Source organism: Saccharopolyspora hattusasensis (assembly GCF_050972075.1).
GTDB classification, from domain to species: Bacteria; Actinomycetota; Actinomycetes; order Mycobacteriales; family Pseudonocardiaceae; genus Saccharopolyspora; species Saccharopolyspora hattusasensis.
The window spans coordinates 4,550,552-4,567,869 of sequence record NZ_JBPCDC010000001.1; the positions used below are offsets into that span (position 1 = coordinate 4,550,552).

Consider the following 17,318-nt stretch of genomic DNA (forward strand, 5'->3'; position numbering starts at 1 on the left):
GTAGGCCCGGGATGATGATCTTGCGGCAGTCTTGTGGTGTCTGGCCGCAGGATGGAGATCGTGGTGTCGGTGCAGCCGCAGCCCTGGCCGGAGCCGGTCCCGGAGATCGCCGCGGCGATCCGGGCGATGTACAGCGGGCGACGTGAGGTGCCGTTGGCTGTGCAGGTCCGTGATCAGCTCGGTGAGCTGTTCGCGGACGCTGAGTTCGCCACGGCGTTCGGGGCTCGTGGCAAGCCCGGCTGGTCGCCGGGCATGCTCGCCATGATCACGGTGCTGCAGAAGGCGGAGGATCTGACCGACCGACAGGCCGCCGACGCGGTGCGCACCAACCTCGCCTGGAAATACGCGCTGGGGCTGGAGTTGACCGACCCCGGTTTCGACCACACGGTGCTCAGCGAGTTCCGTGCCCGCGTTGTCCAGCACCGGCTGGAGGAGAAGGCCCTGGACCTGCTGCTGGCGGTGTTGCGGGACAAGGGCTTGGTCACCGCTGGTGGCAAGCAACGCACGGACTCCACGCATGTGATCGCCGCGGTGCGGGACCTCAACCGGCTGGAGTTGGCGGGTGAGGCGGTGCGGGCTTGTCTGGAAGCCCTGTCCGCCGCGGCCCCGCATTGGGTGGCCGAGGTGCTCGACGTTCCGGGCTGGAGCCGGCGTTACCAGCAGCGGATCGACACCTGGCGCTTGCCGGCCTCGCAGACCAAGAAGGACGAACTCGCCCTGTCCTACGGCAAAGACGGCTTCACGTTACTGGCAGCCGTCTACGCGCCCGCCTCGCCGACGTGGCTGCGTGAACTCCCGGCCGTGGAGATCCTGCGCGTGGTGCTGGTCCAGAACTACACGCGCACCGTGGCCAGGAATGGACGAGAGGTGATCAAGCGGCGGGGGAATGACATCGATAAGGATGGTGGTCTCCCGCCCGGCTGTCGGCGCTTGACCTCACCCTACGACACCGACGCCCGTTGGGGCGTCAAGCGGGATATGTTCTGGAACGGCTTCAAGGTCCACATCAGTGAGACCTGTGCGGCTCCCGCCCCGACGGAACCCGCCGAGGATGCCGGCTGTCGCTGTCCTGCCGCGCAGAAGCCGAATCTGATCACGAACGTCGCCACGACCGACGCCACCGTCTCTGACAGCACGATGCTCGAACCGATCCATCAGGCTCTGCGGAAACGGGATCTGCTGCCCGACGAGCACTACCTTGATTCCGGTTACCCGTCCGCCGAACTGATCGTGGGGTCCCTGGAGAACTTCGGCATCGCGCTGATCACCCCTGTGCTGCTGGACCGCTCCCGCCAGGCCAAGGCCCACGAGGGATTCGCCGCGTCGGACTTCGCCGTCGACTGGCAGGCCCAACGGGTGACCTGCCCGGCTGGACAACTCAGCTCGTCGTGGACTCCTTGTGTCCAAGACGGGGTCCCCAAGACGGTGGTCACGTTCTCCAAGACGGTCTGTGGCTCCTGCCCACATCGGGCGCAGTGCACCACCGCGAAAAGCGGACGCCGACAGATCTCCTTACATCCCAGGGAGATGACCGAGGCACTGCGACGGGCCCGCGCCGAGCAGGAGACCCAGGACTGGCAGAAGGACTACGCCCTCCGCGCGGGCGTCGAAGGCACGATCCGCCAGGCCACGGCCGTCACCGGACTACGCCGTGCCCGCTACCGAGGCCTGGCCAAGACCCACCTCGACCACGTCTACTCAGCCGCCGCACTGAACCTGATCAGACTCGACGCTTGGTGGAACGGCCACCCGCTCGACCGGACCCGCACCAGCCACCTCTCCCGCCTCGAACTCAGCCTGGCAGCCTGAACCAATTAACCACCAGGATCCGATAGCCCCGGAAAACACTCACGGACCCCGACCGCAAGCGCGCGGTGCCGGTCAGCCTTCGACGGCTCGGAGCGCGTCGCGGACGTGGCCGTCGGAGACCGCCAGCGCCGCCGTCGCTCGCTCGATGTCGACGCCGGTGAGCAGGTGCACCAGCGCGATCTTGAGGTCGCCGTCCGCCGCTGTAAGCGCTGCCGCACACACCTCTTCGGAAGCCCCGGTCGCTTCCTGCAGGATGCTGATCGTGCGGCCGCGCAGCTTCGCGTTGGTGGCGAGCATGCTGACCATCAGGTTCGAGTAGGTCCGGCCCATCCGGATCATCACCGCGGTGGAGAACGAGGTGAGCACCAGCTTCTGCGCGGTGCCCGCCTTCATCCGCGTCGACCCGCTGATCGGCTCCGGCCCGGTGTCCACCGCGATCACCACGTCGGCGGGCACTTTCCCGACGTTCGGGTTCGACGTCACCAGCGCGGTCCGCGCCCCGAGCTCCTGCGCGGCCTCCAACGCGCCGAGCACGTACGGCGTCCGCCCGGACGCCGCCAGCCCCAGGACGAAGTCGAGCCCGCTCGCGCCCTCGCGGATTGCGGCGGCACCGGATTCGACATCGTCCTCGGCGTTCTCCACGGCGTGCCGGAAGGCGTCGGGGCCGCCGGCCTGGTGCGCGATGACCCAGTTCGGCGGCACATTGAAGGTCGGGATCAGTTCGGCGGCGTCCAGCACCGCGAGCCGCCCGGAGGTACCCGCGCCGACGTAGTGCACCCGGCCGCCCGCGCGCAGCGCCGCGACGGCCATGTCCACCGCGCGGGCCAGCTCGGGCAGCACCCGGCCGACCGCAACCGGCACCGTCCGGTCCTCGCCGTTGAGGACGTGCAGGACGTCCAGGGTCGGCAGCAGGTCGATGTCCCTGGTTCTGGGGTTGTTTCGTTCGGTGGGAGCGTCGACGCGGACCGCGCGATCCCGGCTCATCGCGCCTCCTGCGGCCATTGCGGGAACACCCGGTCGGGGTGCGGGTGGGGGGCGCGCATCACGTCTCCTTCTGCCGCCGCCGGTCCGGCCGGCTGCCGAGGCGGTGGCCGGCCACCGCTTCGTAGGTGGCTTCCAGCGCTGCCTTCGCCTGGTCCAGGTGGCGTTGCGCGACGCCGATGAACAGGCAGTCGATCACGGTCAGCTGCCCGATGCGGCTGGCCATGGCGCCGGAGCGGTAGGTGGTCTCGCGCACCGCAGTGGTCAGCACGTGGTCGGCGACCTCGGTGATGGGCGAGCGGGCGAAGTTGGTCAGGGCGGCGGTGGTGGCTCCGCGCCGCCGCGCCTCGCGGAGCGCCTCGACCGTCTCGGTGGTGGCGCCGGTGTGCGAGATGCCGACGGCGACATCGCCTTCCCGCAGCACTGCCGCCGAGGTCAGCGCGTTGTGCGTGTCGGCCCAGGCGAAGCAGGTCAGGCCGATACGGTGCAGCTTCTGCTGCAGGTCGAGCGCGACGAAGGCGCTGGCGCCGACGCCATAGACGTCGATGCGGCGGGCCGTGGCGACGTCGTCGACGAGCCGCCCCAGGATCGCGGCGTCCAGCTGATCCGCGGTCTCCTCGACCGCCTTGGCGTCGGCGTAACCGACCTTCTCGATGATCTGCCCGAGGTCGTCGTCCGGGGCGATGTCGCTGCCCAGCTCGCGGTCCCGGGTGGAGGTACGCGCCGTGTCGGCGGCGAGCGCGATGCGCAGGTCCGGGTAGCCGCCGACGCCGATCGCCTTGCAGAACCGGGTGACAGTGGTTTCGCTGGTGCCCGCGGCCTCGGCGACCTCGGTGATGCTGCGCCGGGCGATCGAAGCCGGGTCGGCGAGCACGATGTTGGCCACGCGCTGTTCGGCTCGGGCGAGGCCGGGCAGCAGGGAGCGAATCTTGACGAGCGGGCTTGACTCGCCCGATTCGCGGAACGTGTCGTCAGTGGCCATGTGGGAAACTTACTAACCGCTGCTTGCGCAGGTCAATGGGCCTCTTCTGGGTTTCCGCTCGGAGGACGCGGCAAACTCATACCCAGGTTGCATCCGAACCCAACTACTCCGAAAGGGGTAATTGCAGGTCCGTGCGGTGACGATGCGATTCACACCCGGTGTCATACGCCCAGAAACACCTGCCGTCCTTGATCGAAACATTTCTGCCCAAGCGATCCGCAGAAGGGCAGGCGGTGCGGGAGACGCTGGAGGACTACACCCTCCGGTTCGCCCCGCCCAGCTATCATCGGTAGAAGCCCGGAGTGGTGGCGACGACCGCGCTGGGCGGCATCGCCTACCTGATCACGACGCGGATCGTGGTGCCGCTGGTCATCTATGGCATGGACGGCGCTGAGCAAGCTCTAGAGGTGTGGACGACGCCGCTGATGGCGGTCGTCGGGCGGGGCCGCTACTTACCTGCGGCGCCACCGACCGCACCGGCACCCAGGTCCTCCCCGCGACGTCAACGAGGTGAAAGACACCTCCCGCCGAGTGGCTTGGCCGCCGAGTGGCTTGGCAGGAGGTGCCCTTCGCGCATCGCCGGATCGCGGCGGTCACTGCCTCGTCGAGTGCTCCGGTTCGACGTAGACCACCACGCGCTCCTCGCCGGGCTGGGGCCACGGGTACTCGTTCTCGTCGAGGTACTTCTTCGCCATCTTGTTGAGGAACGCGTTGCCCGGGTCGTCCTCGATCTTGGTCACCTTGCCGCGCACCTCCACGTACCGGTAGGGCTCGTCCGGGTCGTGCACGGAGACGGAGATGCGCGGCTCCCGCTTGAGGTTCCGGTACTTCTGCCGCGTCTTGGTCTGGCTGAACTTCAGGTACTGGCCGTCCCAGTCGATCCACACCGGGCTCGACTGGGGTTCGCCGTGCGGCCCGATGGTGGCCACGTGGCCGAAGGCACGCTTGTTCAGAATGTCCTGGCGGTCCTGCGGAATCGCCGACACTTCGACTCCCCTCCAACGGTTGCGGCTAGCGGTTCGACACTGCCCGCCCACGACCCGCCACGCGACTCGAACGGTTCCCGAACGGAGCGGCCGGTCGGGATCAGCCGTCGGCGAGGGCTCTCTGGAGCAGGCCGTGCAGGGCTTGCTGTTCCGCTTGGGTGAGTCCGGCCAGCGGGGTGTTCACCGATAAGCGCTCGATGATCTGCGCGCGCTGCCGCTCGCCTTCGGCGGTCAGGGCGAGTCGTTTGGCGCGGCGGTCGCGCGGGTGCGGCTGCCGGATGACCAGGCCGTTCTTCTCCAGCCGGTCCACCACGAAGGTCACGTTCGATGTCGCGCAGTGCATCCGGTCGGCGAGTTCGCGCATGGTCAGCGGTTCGCTCAGCTCGCGCAGCGCGATCGCCTGGGGCGCGGTGAGGTTGGTGTCGGCGACGCAGCCGCGCACGTGTTCGTCGATGTTGTGCGCGAGCTCGCTGATCAGGCTGCAGAGTTCGCGCGCGGCCATCGGCTCGTCCATGTGGCGAGTCTAGCAAGTTAGAAATGTTGAAATTTTAATAGTTCAAGTTGTAAATTTAAATGGTCATGAACGATGCACAGCGCTGGAACTCGGTGGCCGGAATTCGCTCGATCGAACTCGGTGACCTGCGGGTCAGCTACGTCCCGGACGGCGTCGTGGGACTCAAGCCGCGCGGCTGGTTCCCGGAGACGACCGACGACGACTGGCGCGAAAACGCGCAGCACCTCGACGAGGCCGGGCAGCTGGTGGCCAGCATCGGCGGTCTGCTGGTCGAGCGCGGTTCGCGGGCGATGCTGATCGACGCGGGCTACGGCCCGTCGGGCTCCCCGGACGATCCGGAGAACCCGGCTATCGGCGCCATCCACGGCCGCGACCTGCCGGAAAACCTCGCGAAGCTCAGCCGCAGGCCCGACGAGATCGAAGCCATCGCGATCACCCACCTGCACACCGACCACATCGGGTGGGCGCTCCAGGACGACTTCCAGGCGGCGCGAGTGCTGCTGTCGGAGCGCGAGTGGGAGCAGCGCGACCAGCACGCCGCGGACGTCACGGACGAGATGCTGCACCGGCTGGAGAAGCGGGTGGAGACCGTTTGTGATGGACAGGAGATCTTCCCGGGTGTGCGGGTGCGGCACTCGTTCGGCCACACGCCGGGGCACGCCTCGTACACGATCTCCTCGGGAGGTCAGCGCCTGATCGTCATCGGCGACGCGCTGCACAGCGCGGCGCAGGTCGACAACCCGACCTGGCCGGTGCGGGCGGACGTCGACCGAGACGAGGCGTTCAGGTCCCGCCTGGACCTGCTGCGCGAACTCGGCGAGCCGAACACGATCGGCTTCGCCATCCACTTCGCCGACGTCCAGTTCGGCCGCGTGTCAACGGAACCCACCGGCACCACCTGGACCCCGCTCCCATGATCGGGTTTCACCGCAATTTCAATGGAAATCGGACCTTCGATTTCCATTGAAATTGCGGACCTCCGGCGTGTCGGGTGCACGACACGCCGGAGGTTGTGGACAACTTCCGCAATTTCCATTGAAATTGCGGATTCCGCATCAGCGGTCGGTGGAAAGCCAGCTATCGGGGTGGAGGCGGTTCGCTTCGAGCTCGCCGTCCAACAAGGTCGCGTCGCGGTCGGCCACGAGGATGCCGTCCACGTTCACGCCCCGGCCGGAGTACTTGCCGTCGGGGGCGTAGCGCCACCGCAGGTGCACCTGCTGGCCGGCGTCCGCGTCGACCGTGCCGCGCACCTTCCACCAGCTCCGGCGTCCCGCCCCGGCCAACGAGCTCTGCGGCCCGTCGGGAGCACCAGGGCCGGACGCGCGGACGGTCACCGGCTGCCACCCAGCACCGTCCACACTGGCCTCGACGAGCAGCGGGTCCGTCCCGTCGCTGTCCTGCTGGGTATCCACGAATGCGAAGAACGACACCTGCGTCGGGCCGCTGACCGGTCCCAGCGCGTCCGTCGTCAACGTCCCACCGCGCTCGGAGAACCACGATTCCGAACCCAGCGCCGGATCCACGGCGAGCGACCGCGCCATGCCCTGCGCCAGCGCCTGCCGGGCGGGGTTGTTCGACCCCCAGTCCCGCGACGGGTGCACCCGGTTGGTGAGCAGCACCGCCACCGACCGGGACGCCGGGTCGATCACCAGCGACGTGCCGGTGAAGCCGGTGTGGCCCGCGGTGCGCGGCCCGCTGAGCCCGGCCATGTACCAGCGCTGGTCGAGCTCGAAGCCCAAACCGTGGGCGTTGCCGGGGAAAGCGCTGTTGAAATTGGTCAGCATCTGCTCGACGCTGTCCTCGGACAGGATGCGGTTGCCGCGGTAGGTGCCGCCGTTTAGCAGCGCCTGCGCCAGCGTCGCGAGGTCGTCGGCGGTGGAGAACACTCCGGCGTGGCCGGAGACCCCGCCCAGCGACCACGCGTTCTCGTCGTGGACCTGGCCGCGCACCAGGCCGCGCGGCGGCTCGGCCTGGTACTCCGTCGCCGCGATGCGGTGCAGCTCCGAGGCTGGCGGGTTGTAGCCGGTGTTGGCCATGCCCAGCGGCCCGGTGATCCGGTCCGTCACCACCTGGTCCAGCGGGGCACCCGCGACGCGCGCGACCAGCAAGCCGAGGGTGATCATGTTCGGGTCGGAGTAGGTGTAGTGGGTGCCGGGCGGGAACTCCGGCGTCAGCTGCATGATCGACGGAATCCGCTGGTCCGCGGGCAGTTTCCAGAGCGTTACCTCGGCCTGCACCCCGGAGGTGTGGGTGAGTAGCTGCCGGACGGTGACCGACTGCTTGCCGTTGACGCCGAACTCCGGCAGGTACTCGGCGACCGGCGAGTCCAGGTTCACCTCGCCGTCGTCGATCAGCTGCAGCACCGCGATCGAGGTGAACAGCTTGGTGATCGAGGCGATGTCGAAGATCGTGTCGGGCCGCATCGGTTCGCGCTGGTCGGCGGGCAGTTCGGTGCCCTTGCCGTCGGAGTAGCGCAGCTCGTCGCCCGCCGCTTCGCGGCGCACCACGACGCCGTCGTGCGCCAGCAGGCTGACCGCGCCCGCGTACATCGGGTGTTCGAGGTCGGGCGTCTTGTTCGTCCAGGCCGCGATCTGCCGCAATGCCGCATCGATGGGTCCGGGATCGAGCCCCACTCCTTCGGGGGTGCCGTCCTGCAACACGGTGCCGGCGCGGGCGAATCCCTCCTGCGGGCGGTCGAAGTGGCCGTCCGCACGGCCGGGCGCTGCCGTGGCAGACCCGGCCAGCGCGGTGACCGATAGCAGCGCCACCGCCGCCAGAATGGTCTTGCCCATCGCGTCTCCCTCAGCGGTAAAGCAGGTACGGCTCGCGTTGTCGTTGGAAGTCAGCCACGTCGCTCTGCCAGGCGCCGACGATCTCGTGCGCGTCGGCCCCCGCATCGACCATCGTGCGCAGCCGGTCCGAACCGGACAACTTGTCGATCATGTTGTCCGGCCGCCAGCCGAAGACCTGCGGGTACAGCCGGCGAGCGGTGACGATCATCGCGACCGAGGCGCCGATCGCGTCGATCTCGCCGTTGCGGTACACCTGCACGCCGCCGCAGGTCTCGTTGGCGTGCTTGGAGAAGGTCGGCACGAAGTAGGTTTCGCGGAACCGGAGTCCCGGTAGCCCGGCGGCGTTGAGCTCCTCCGCCCACCGCCAGTCGATGCCGGGCGCGCCGATGATCTCGAACGGCCTCGTGGTGCCCCGGCCCTCGGACAGCAGGGTCCCCTCGAACAGCCCGGTCCCGGGGTACACCGCCGCGGTGTCCGGGGTCGGCATGTTCGGGCTGGGCGGCACCCACGGCAGCCCGGCGTCCGCACCGCGCCCGCGCCAGCCCTCGACGCGGATCACGTCCAGCCGGTCCAGCGGGCCCGGCAGGTACTCGCGGTCGAACAGCTGCGCCAGTTCGCCGACGGTCATGCCGTGCTGCTGCACGATCGGCAGCAGCCCGACGCCGGAGGCGAACCGCGGGTCCAGCCGCGGCCCGGCCACCCGGGCGCCGATCGGATTTGGCCGGTCCAGCACCAGGAACGCCGCGCCGACCTGGTGCGCCGCCTGCATCGCGGTGTACATCGTCCAGATGTAGGTGTAAAAGCGGGCGCCCACATCGGCGATGTCGAACACGACCTGCTCGACGCCCGCCTTGCGGAACATCTCGGCAAGCTTCGCGGCGTCGGCCCCGTACGCGTCGTACACCGGCAGCCCGGTGCGCGGGTCGCGGTAGTCGCCCTCCGAGCCGCCGGCCTGGGACGTGCCGCGGAACCCGTGCTCCGGCCCGAAGACCGCGGCGACGTCCACCTCGCCGCTGGCGTGCATGGCGTCCACGACGTGCCCCAACGACGCCAGCACGCCGGTCGGGTTCGTCACCACCCCGATCCGGCGGCCGGCGACGTCCTGCCAGTCCCGCGCGGCTAGGACGTCCGCGCCGGTCTCGACCGCGGAGCCGAGTTCGGTGGCCGGCGGGGCGGCGCACGCGGAGCTCGCCGCGAGGCCGACCGCGGGCACGGACAGCGCCGCCGCGGTCAGGAAGCCCCGTCGATTCACACCACCCATGCGTGTCCTTTCCGTGTCCACCATGCTCCGCCCCGGGTTCCCGGGCTGGCGATTTCGCGCGAAATCGCCCATTTACCAGCTCAGTCCGTGGCCGAACGGGTACTTGTCGACGCCGGGCTGGTTCGGGTCGGGCACCGGGACCGGCAGCTTGCCGACCGGGGCGATCTCGCCGAAGAGCACCCGCGCCAGCGATTCCATCGCCACCGCCTTGTCCGAGTAGGTGGCGATCCAGGCGGGCAGCTCTACATGCGCCCCGTCGTACGGGTCGCGCACGGCGACCGCGACGACCGGCTTCCCGGTCTGCTGAAGGGCGCGGACCAGGTCGAGCTGGGCCTTGTTGTCCGGGTTCCAAGCGGCGTTGGTCAGCACCACCGCTATGTCGTTGCGCTTTGCCTCTTCGACGGCCTGGTTGATCTGCTCCGGGGTCGGCTTCAAGCCCGTCGCCAACGCCGTCGGCCGCGGGCCGCGCGCCTTGATCCGCTCCGCCAGCGCGGCGGTCGCCTTGTCCCCGGCGCCGGTCACGAACATCGTCGCCGGCGCTTTCAGCGGCAGCATCCCTTCGTTGCGCAGCACGGTCGTGGTGCGGTCGGTGATGGCCTGCGCCTCGAAGACATGCTTCCGCGTCCCGACGATCTCGTACACTTTGGACACATCGACGAACGGATTGTCCAGCACGCCGCGGGCGGACTTCAGCGCCAGGATGCGCTTCACGCTCTCATCGATGCGCTGCTCGGTGAGCTGACCGGTGCGAACTGCGTTGACCACGCCGTCGATGGCGATCTGCACGTTGAACGGCATCAGCATCACGTCGGCGCCGGCCTTGAGCGCCAGCACCGGGATCTCGGCGTCGGGGTGCTTCTCCCGCACGCCGTCCATCTTCAGCGAGTCGGTGACGATCACGCCCTGGTAGCCGAGCTCGTTGCGCAGCATCCCGGTGAGCACGTTCGGCGCGAGCGTCGACGGCTCACCGGAGTCGTCGAGCTTGGGCACCACGATGTGCGCGCTCATCACCATGTCGGTCCCGGCGCCGATCGCTTCCCGGAACGGTGGCGCGTCCAGCTGCTCCCACTGCTGCCGGTCGTGCTCGATCACCGGCAGCGAGGTGTGGCTGTCCTCGTTGGTGTCGCCGTGCCCGGGGAAGTGCTTGACCGCGGCCGACACCGTTTCGCCCGGCTTGGCCGAGTCCTCGTAGCCGCGGACCTGTGCGGCGGTGAGCTGGGCGGCGAGCGTCGGGTCGGAGGAGAACGACCGCACCCCGATCACCGGGTTCGCCGGGTTGACGTTGACGTCGGCGCTCGGCGCGAAGTTCTGGTTCAGCCCCATCGCCCGCAGTTCCTGCCCGGTGATCGCGGCCGAGCGGCCGGCGTCGTCGGGGTTGCGGCCGGCGCCGAGCGCCATGCTGCCCGGCAACTGGGTGGCGGGCTCCGGGATGCGGGTGATCTGCCCCTGCTCCTGGTCGGTGGAGATCAGCAGCGGCACCTTCGCGCCCGAGGTGACCGCGGCGTTCTGCAGGCCGTTGGACAGCTCGGCGATCTGCTTGGGGTCGTAGAGGCTGTCGGTCCAGGCGAAGTGGATGATGCCGCCGAGGTGGTACTTCTGCACCACCTGCGCCGGGGTGTCGACGCCGAACTCCTCCTGGTTCTTCGGGTGCGGAGTGTCCGCGGTGCGGCCGTAGGCGTAGGTGATGAACAGCTGCCCGGCCTTCTCCTCCAGCGTCAATTGCTTGAGCAGCTCGTCAGGTGACAGCCGTTGCGCCGGAGCGACAGCGCCGCCGGTCGCGGAAAGTGCTGTGGCGCCGATGGCGATGGCGCTCAGCGCGACAACGGCGCGGCGCGCTCGGGTCTTCACGTTGGCCTCCCTGCGGGCGGAGGATTTCGCCGGACGGAAAGTGTTCACCACGGAATCGGTCGATTTCGCAAGTTACCCACGTAACTCGCGCCGGTCAACGCTGTGCACCGGCGTGGGCACGGTCAGTCCCGCAAAGAGGTTTTGGCCTGGGCAATCCCGCCTGCGGTATCGGGCAGATCGGGTGGGAGAACACCGGCGCACACGGTGGAAAGCCGTGCGGGGGCACGACCCCCGGCATACGGCGGCGGCCCGTCGATTAGATCGACGGGCCGCCGCCTCTGCGCGAGGACTCGGGTTACCAAGCGTGCACTTGTATCGTAACTTCCGGGCTAGGCGTCCGGCGTCCCGGTACGCAACCCCGTGGAACGACCAGCCTTGTGTGCGGCAACGCGTGGGTGCTCCGGGCTCGCGCGCGGAGTCTGATCAGGGTGGATGCTACTTCTCCTCCGTAACATCCCTGGCCAACCAGCGTCCGCACTTCCATTTGTAGTCGGTGGCGTGCGTCACTGCAAGGGTTCGCGGGTGCGCCGTAGGTATTGGTTCCGCCGGTGATGATCATCGGGGGTTCCGCGATGTGGAGCCGAAAACGTGCGGCCGGGTGCGCCGTCAGCGGCGGCGGCGCCAGGCCCGCAAGCCCCACCACGCGGCTCCGGCCGCCGCCACCGCGCCCATGCCGACGCCGGCTGCGGTCACCGCGGCGCGGGACGGCGTGGGGATCCGGGCGCGCAGCGACACAGGGTGCTCGAAGGACAATGACGGCCAGCCGCGCTGGACGGCCTCCTTGCGCAGCCCGCGGTCGGGGTTGACGACGGTGGGGTGCCCGACGCTCTCCAGCAGCGGCAAGTCGGTGATCGAGTCCGAGTAGGCGTGGGATTCGGACAGGTCGTAGCCGTACTTCTCGGCGAGTTCCCTGGCGGTGATCGCCTTGTTCTCCGCGGAGCAGTAGAACTCGACCTCGCCGGTGTAGCGGCCGTCGACCACGACCATCCGGGTGCCGGACGAGTGCGTGGCGCCGAGCAGCTTGGCGATGGGGGCGACGACCTCCTCGCCCGAGGCCGACAGCACGACGATGTCGTGACCCTGCTCCTGGTGTTCGGCGATGAGCTGGGTGGCTTCCTTGTAGACCAGCGGGTCGACGATGTCGTGCAGGGTTTCGTCGACGATCGCGTTGACCTGCTCGACGTCCCAGCCGGTGCACAGCGAGGTGATGTGCGCGCGCATCCGGTCCATCTGGTCGGCGTCGGCGCCGGCCAGCATGAACACGAACTGGGCGTAGGCGCTCTTCAGCACGGCCCGCCGGTTGATCAGCCCTTCTTGGAAGAAGGGTCGGCTGAAGGCGAGCGTGCTCGACTTGGCGATGACGGTCTTGTCCAGGTCGAAGAACGCGGCCACCCGCCGTCCGGTGGGGGCCGATGGGTTCGCGGGCTCTGTCACGCCGCACAGCATACGAGCCGGGCGGAGCGGGCTGCGGGCGCGCATTGCCGGAGCTTTTCCCATTCCTGCTTTCGCCTTCGATCTCCGTTGTCGCGCTTTGCACGAGTGGTTTGGCAGTTTGTCCCCTTGCGGGAGTTGTTGCGCGGTCCCGGTGCCGGGATTTCCGGACTCATCGGCGGGCATCCCGCGGGCGCGCGCCGGTTGCGTCGGTGTGCGCCAAAAACTCACGCTGCGTATGGTGCTGCGTGTTGCTCTCGTCTAGTGGGAGCTAATTCTTGACTCGAATGCCGGTTACCGTCCGGTTCAGTTAACCCCGAGAGCAAGAACGTTCCCTCTAATGGACGGGGGACGTCGCGGGGGATCTACGGGCTAGAGTGAGGGTAGTCCGGTGCTACCCGGACAGGTTCAGCTCGACCCCCCGGAGCTGAACTGTTGACGACCCCCGCCCCTCCCCCCTTGGCGGGGGTCGTCCCCTTTCCGGCGGAGCCGGTGCGGGCGAATCCGGCCGGAGCGAATGTGAATTCTTTCCATTTTTTGTCAGGCGGGTATCGCACTTCCGGGGGGTGCGAGTTATCCACAGGTGCTGGACTTGTCCACAGATTTGGAAAAACCGGTTGGCAGTCGTCGAAGATCCGGCCACCTTGGTTATCGACCGCACCAATTCCGCGCTCATCCCACTCGCTCCATTCGATTGCCGGAGGCATCGCCATGACTACTGCACGTCCGCTGCTCGTCACGCGGGATTCCGCGCTGGCAGAAGAGGTTTCGCGACTGGCCGCTGCCACCGGCGGCGAGCTGGAGCACACCCCGGATCCGGCGGCCGCCGGCTGGGGGATCGCGCCCCTGGTGCTGCTCGACCCGGCCGCGATCGGTGCGGCCGACGGTCTGCCGCGAAGACGCGGTGTCGCCGTGCTGTGCCGGGACCCGACCTCTGATCTTTGGCGCGCCGCGTTCGAGATCGGTGCCGAGCACGTCCTGCAACTACCCGCCGACGAGGCGAACCTCATCGAGCTGCTGTCCGATGCGGGCGACGTGCCGACGCAGGGCGGTCGGGTGCTCGCGGTGTTGGGCGGTTGCGGCGGTGCCGGTGCCTCGGTGCTGGCCACAGCGGTGGCGGTGGTCGCGGCGCGCGGCGGCGAACGGTCGTTGCTGGTCGACTGCGATCCGCTCGGTGGCGGCGTGGACCTCGCCGTCGGAGCCGAAGGGACCGACGGCCTGCGCTGGTCGGGGTTGGCCGTCAACGCCGGTCGGCTCGCGGCGAGCGCGTTGCACGAGGCGTTGCCGAAGCGCCGCATCGGAGCCGGCGCGATCACAGTGCTGTCCTGTGACCGTGACGGGCCGTCGAGCGGGTTGACCCCGGAGGCGGTGCGAGCGGTGCTCGGCGCGGGCCGGCGGGCGGGCGACACCGTCGTCTGCGACCTGCCGCGCACCCTCCCGGCAGCGGCGGTGGCCGGGCTGCGCCAGGCAGACCTGGCGGTGGTCGTCGTCCCTGCCGAAGTGCGCGCCTGCGCGGCGGCGGCCCGTGCGGTGGCGAGCATCCGTGAACACGCGGCCGGCCCGGTCCGGCTGGTGGTGCGAGGTCCGGCACCGGGCGGACTGCGCACGGCCGACGTAGCGCGAGCGGTGGACGCGGAAGTCCTGTCGGTCATGCGGCCACAGCCGAGCCTGCCCGCCGTCCTGGACCGCGGCGGCTTAGCCGCGATCCGCCGGGGGCCGGTTGCGCGAGCCGCGCAGGAAGTCCTGGCCGCGCTCAGCGGCGCGGAAATGTCCACTGTGGCTTGTTGAGTTCTTGATCGAGGCCCGTGTGTCGGCGGGTCTTCGGAGGTGCCTGCAGCTTCGGTGCTGGCGCGGCGACGGTCTCGTCGCGACTGCACCGAGCTCGAGCGCGGGCTTGGAAGGTTCGCACCAGCCGGTCGGCCGGTGCGGGAAGCAGCTCTATTCGGTGCTCCACCAGAACGGAAGTGGGTCAGTCATGTCCATTAGTCGTGTCCTGGAAATCGATCAGATCGCCGGCGCGGCACCAGCGGAGTCCACTGTGGCCGATGCGATCGATGGCGAATTGCTGGAGCGGGTGCGCAACCGCCTGGTCGGCAGCGGTGCCACGCTGACCTCGGCAGCCGTCGCGTCTGCGGTGCGGGAGGAGTCCGGCGGGCTGGTCGCCGACGCCGACGTCCTAGCCGCGCTTCGCCTGGTGCAGCAGGAATTCCGCGGTGCCGGAGTGCTGGAGCCGCTGCTGCGCGATCCGGCGGTTTCCGACGTGCTCGTCACCGCGCCGGACAAGGTCTGGGTGGACCGGGGCGACGGGCTTGCGCGGGCGGCGGTGCGCTTCGCCGACGAGGATGCGGTGCGCCGTCTCGCACAGCGGCTCGCCGTTGCCAGCGGCCGTCGGCTGGACGACGCCCAGCCGTGGGTCGACGCCTGGTTGTCGCAGGAGAGCGCGTCCGGGCCGGTGCGGTTGCATGCCGTGCTGCCGCCGGTCGCGGGCGAGGGCACCTGCATCTCGCTGCGCGTGCTGCGCCCTGCCGCGCACGACCTCGATGCGCTGCGGAGCTCCGGAGCCTTCGATGGGCCGACCGCAGCGGTGCTGCGCGAGATCGTGGCCGCCAGGCTGGCGTTCCTGGTGGTAGGAGGTACCGCCAGCGGCAAGACGACGCTGCTGGCGGCGATGCTGGGGGAGGTCGCGGAGTCCGAGCGCATCGTGTGCGTCGAGGAGGCCGCCGAGCTCTACCCGCGGCATCCGCACGTGGTCCGGTTGCTCACCCGCCCGGCGAACGTCGAAGGCGCGGGGGAGATCCAGGTCCGGGACCTCGTCCGGCAGGCGCTGCGCATGCGGCCGGACCGGCTCATCGTCGGCGAGGTGCGCGGCGGCGAGGTCCGCCAGCTGCTCGCCGCGCTGAACACCGGGCACGACGGGGGCGGCGGCACGCTGCACGCCAACTCGCCGCAAGAGGTCCCGGCCCGGATGGAGGCACTTGCCGCCCTCGGCGGACTGCCGCGCGCCGCACTGCACAGCCAGCTGGCCGCGGCCGTGCAGGTGGTGCTGCACGTTCGGCGGAGCGCCCGGCGCGGCAGGCATCTTGCTGGTATCGGCGTGCTGCGCCGGGACCGCGACCTGGTCGAGGTGCTCCCGGCCTGGCAGGTCGAAAGCGGCTGGGGGCCGGGCAGGGATGCGCTGGCGGCGCTGCTGGAGGCGAGGGGAGGTGCCTTGCCGTGCTGATCCACGCGCTAATCGTGCTGGCCGCGGCCGTCCTGTGCTGGCCGGAGATCCTGGCGCGCGAACGGCTCCGCACCATGCCGGCCCACGTTCCTGGGCTCCCACTCCGTCGGGCGGCGCGGCTGCTCGCGATTCCGGCAGTCGCAGTGGCGGGCTGGAGTTTCGCTGGTCCCGTTGGATCGTGCGCGGGAACTGCCCTGTCGTTGCTCGGAGTGAAGTACTGGCGATCGCAGCGGGACTGGCGCCAGCGGCTGAAGCAGGCCGACGAGCTGACCGCCGGACTTCGGCTGTTGGTGGCGCAGCTGCGCGCGGGTGCCCACCCGGCCGCCGCGGCCGAGGGAGCGGCGGCGGAGTCGGGCCCGGCGGTTGGTCAGGTGTTCCAGGACATGGCCACCACGGTTCGGCTCGGCGGCGAAGTCGCGAAGGTTCTCGAAGCGCACGACGGGGCGGCCGAACTGCGTGAGCCACTGGGTCGGATGGCGAGGGCCTGGGCGCTCGCGGAGCGGCACGGCGTCGCATTGGCAGACTTGCTCGATGCGGTGCGCGGCGACGTCGAACGGCGCGCGGCGTTCCGCCGGGACGTCGAAGCGAAGATGGCTGGTCCGCGGTCGACCGCTGCTGTGCTCGCCGGGCTGCCGCTCTTCGGGCTGCTGTTCGGCGAGGCGGTCGGGGCAGGACCGATCACCGTGCTGACCGGCGGATTGCTCGGGCAACTGCTCCTGCTGGTCGGGGTGGCCTTGCTGTGCGCCGGGGTCGGCTGGACGTTGCGCCTGACCAGGGCGGTGGTGCAGCCGTGATCGAGCTGCTGCTCGCGGCGGTGGCACTGCTGGTCGTCCCGGCGAGTTCGGCGCGGGCGCGGCTGCGAGCGCTCGGCCCGCGATCGCCGGGGCGGAGCCGGACAACACCGTCCATTGTGGCCTGGATGCTCCCGCTGGCGGTCGGGGCCGGTGCGGTGCAGGTGGTGGGTCCGGTCGGCGGGATCTTGATCGGCGTGGCCGCCGCCTTCGCCGTGCGTCGGTGGTCCGCGGCTGCCGAGCGGCGACGCGACCGAACGGACCCGCTGGCGCTGGCGGCGGGCTGGGACCTGCTGGCCGCCGGCATGCGAGCAGGGCTGCCGGTGCCGGTGATCGTGCGGGCCGTGGCCGACGAGCTCACCGGCCCGGCCTGCCGAACGCTGCGCGAGGTCGCCGATCACCTCGCGCTGGGTTCGGACGCCGCAACCGGCTGGGAACCGGCCTTGCGGAACCCGGACACCGCGGAGCTCGCACGTGCGGCCCGGCGGACCGCCCGGACCGGCAGCGCGCTGGCGGACGTTGCTGGCGAGATCGCAAGCCACGCGCGAGCCACGGTCGCCGAGCAGGCCCAAGCACGCGCCCAGCGGGCAACGGTGTGGATCTCGGCACCGCTGGGCCTGTGCTTCCTGCCCGCGTTCCTGTGCCTCGGGGTGCTCCCCGTGGCGGTCGGCATGGTGCACCGCCTCGCGGCACCCTTGTGAAT

General features: G+C 69.9%; 14 protein-coding genes. 6 read left to right on the plus strand and 8 right to left on the minus strand.

The features are described 5' to 3' along the window. Positions 1-36 precede the first annotated feature (36 nt). Entirely contained in the window at positions 37-1,809 is a 1,773-nt protein-coding gene (locus tag ACRXBZ_RS21505) for an IS1182 family transposase (protein WP_433877452.1), read from the plus strand. Positions 1,810-1,881: 72 nt separating this feature from the next. Here the strand turns inward: ACRXBZ_RS21505 and murQ are convergent, their stop codons facing one another. The 4 genes from murQ to ACRXBZ_RS21525 form a co-directional block, all read right to left on the minus strand. Then, positions 1,882-2,793, minus strand: a complete 912-nt coding sequence (gene murQ, locus ACRXBZ_RS21510; RefSeq protein WP_433880617.1) for an N-acetylmuramic acid 6-phosphate etherase — start codon at positions 2,791-2,793, stop codon at positions 1,882-1,884. A 58-nt stretch (positions 2,794-2,851) separates the two neighbouring features. Beyond that, positions 2,852-3,772 carry a MurR/RpiR family transcriptional regulator gene (locus ACRXBZ_RS21515; RefSeq protein WP_168586188.1) on the minus strand — a complete coding sequence of 307 codons (921 nt, stop codon included), beginning with the start codon at positions 3,770-3,772 and terminating at the stop codon, positions 2,852-2,854. A gap of 593 nt (positions 3,773-4,365) precedes the next feature. Continuing rightward, positions 4,366-4,758, minus strand: a complete 393-nt coding sequence (locus ACRXBZ_RS21520) for a PPOX class F420-dependent oxidoreductase (RefSeq protein WP_433880618.1) — start codon at positions 4,756-4,758, stop codon at positions 4,366-4,368. Between the two features lie 100 nt (positions 4,759-4,858). After that, positions 4,859-5,260 carry a MarR family winged helix-turn-helix transcriptional regulator gene (locus tag ACRXBZ_RS21525; RefSeq protein ID WP_433880619.1) on the minus strand — a complete coding sequence of 134 codons (402 nt, stop codon included), beginning with the start codon at positions 5,258-5,260 and terminating at the stop codon, positions 4,859-4,861. Between the two features lie 77 nt (positions 5,261-5,337). Between ACRXBZ_RS21525 and ACRXBZ_RS21530 the strand changes: the two genes are divergently transcribed. Next, positions 5,338-6,189 (plus strand): MBL fold metallo-hydrolase, encoded by an 852-nt coding sequence (locus ACRXBZ_RS21530; protein WP_433880620.1) that lies wholly within the window; start codon positions 5,338-5,340, stop codon positions 6,187-6,189. 138 nt (positions 6,190-6,327) lie between these two features. On the opposite strand, the gene ACRXBZ_RS21535 is transcribed toward ACRXBZ_RS21530, so the two are convergent. The 4 genes from ACRXBZ_RS21535 to ACRXBZ_RS21550 form a co-directional block, all read right to left on the minus strand. Next, complete coding sequence (locus tag ACRXBZ_RS21535; RefSeq protein WP_433880621.1) at positions 6,328-8,064, minus strand: serine hydrolase domain-containing protein; 1,737 nt, start codon at positions 8,062-8,064, stop codon at positions 6,328-6,330. A gap of 10 nt (positions 8,065-8,074) precedes the next feature. Further along, positions 8,075-9,325 (minus strand): exo-beta-N-acetylmuramidase NamZ family protein, encoded by a 1,251-nt coding sequence (locus ACRXBZ_RS21540; RefSeq protein WP_433880622.1) that lies wholly within the window; start codon positions 9,323-9,325, stop codon positions 8,075-8,077. Positions 9,326-9,397: 72 nt separating this feature from the next. Next, positions 9,398-11,173 carry a glycoside hydrolase family 3 protein gene (locus ACRXBZ_RS21545; protein ID WP_433880623.1) on the minus strand — a complete coding sequence of 592 codons (1,776 nt, stop codon included), beginning with the start codon at positions 11,171-11,173 and terminating at the stop codon, positions 9,398-9,400. Between the two features lie 606 nt (positions 11,174-11,779). Next, a complete protein-coding gene (locus tag ACRXBZ_RS21550) occupies positions 11,780-12,619 on the minus strand; it encodes an HAD-IB family hydrolase (protein WP_433883937.1) in 840 nt (279 codons plus the stop codon). 696 nt (positions 12,620-13,315) lie between these two features. Between ACRXBZ_RS21550 and ssd the strand changes: the two genes are divergently transcribed. The 4 genes from ssd (at position 13,316) to ACRXBZ_RS21570 (ending at position 17,316) form a co-directional block, all read left to right on the plus strand. Further along, positions 13,316-14,392, plus strand: coding sequence for a septum site-determining protein Ssd (ssd, locus tag ACRXBZ_RS21555; protein ID WP_433880624.1), 1,077 nt, complete (start codon positions 13,316-13,318; stop codon positions 14,390-14,392). A gap of 262 nt (positions 14,393-14,654) precedes the next feature. Continuing rightward, positions 14,655-15,824: a TadA family conjugal transfer-associated ATPase gene (locus tag ACRXBZ_RS21560; protein ID WP_433883938.1), complete on the plus strand. Its 1,170-nt coding sequence runs from the start codon at positions 14,655-14,657 to the stop codon at positions 15,822-15,824. Then, on the plus strand, positions 15,818-16,618 hold the full coding sequence (locus ACRXBZ_RS21565) for a type II secretion system F family protein (protein WP_433880625.1): 801 nt from the start codon (positions 15,818-15,820) through the stop codon (positions 16,616-16,618). The genes ACRXBZ_RS21560 and ACRXBZ_RS21565 overlap by 7 nt, the downstream gene beginning before the upstream one ends. Then, positions 16,615-17,316, plus strand: coding sequence for a type II secretion system F family protein (locus ACRXBZ_RS21570; protein WP_433880626.1), 702 nt, complete (start codon positions 16,615-16,617; stop codon positions 17,314-17,316). Before ACRXBZ_RS21565 ends, ACRXBZ_RS21570 begins: the two co-directional genes overlap by 4 nt. The last annotated feature ends 2 nt before the right edge of the window (positions 17,317-17,318 follow it).

Coding starts and splice junctions, on each gene's coding strand:
- murQ (WP_433880617.1), bottom strand. CDS start 2,793: ATGAGCCGGGATCGCGCGGTCCGCGTCGACGCTCCCACCGAACGAAAC.
- ACRXBZ_RS21515 (WP_168586188.1), bottom strand. CDS start 3,772: ATGGCCACTGACGACACGTTCCGCGAATCGGGCGAGTCAAGCCCGCTC.
- ACRXBZ_RS21525 (WP_433880619.1), bottom strand. CDS start 5,260: ATGGCCGCGCGCGAACTCTGCAGCCTGATCAGCGAGCTCGCGCACAAC.
- ACRXBZ_RS21530 (WP_433880620.1), top strand. CDS start 5,338: ATGAACGATGCACAGCGCTGGAACTCGGTGGCCGGAATTCGCTCGATC.
- ACRXBZ_RS21535 (WP_433880621.1), bottom strand. CDS start 8,064: ATGGGCAAGACCATTCTGGCGGCGGTGGCGCTGCTATCGGTCACCGCG.
- ACRXBZ_RS21540 (WP_433880622.1), bottom strand. CDS start 9,325: ATGGGTGGTGTGAATCGACGGGGCTTCCTGACCGCGGCGGCGCTGTCC.
- ACRXBZ_RS21550 (WP_433883937.1), bottom strand. CDS start 12,619: ATGCTGTGCGGCGTGACAGAGCCCGCGAACCCATCGGCCCCCACCGGA.
- ssd (WP_433880624.1), top strand. CDS start 13,316: ATGACTACTGCACGTCCGCTGCTCGTCACGCGGGATTCCGCGCTGGCA.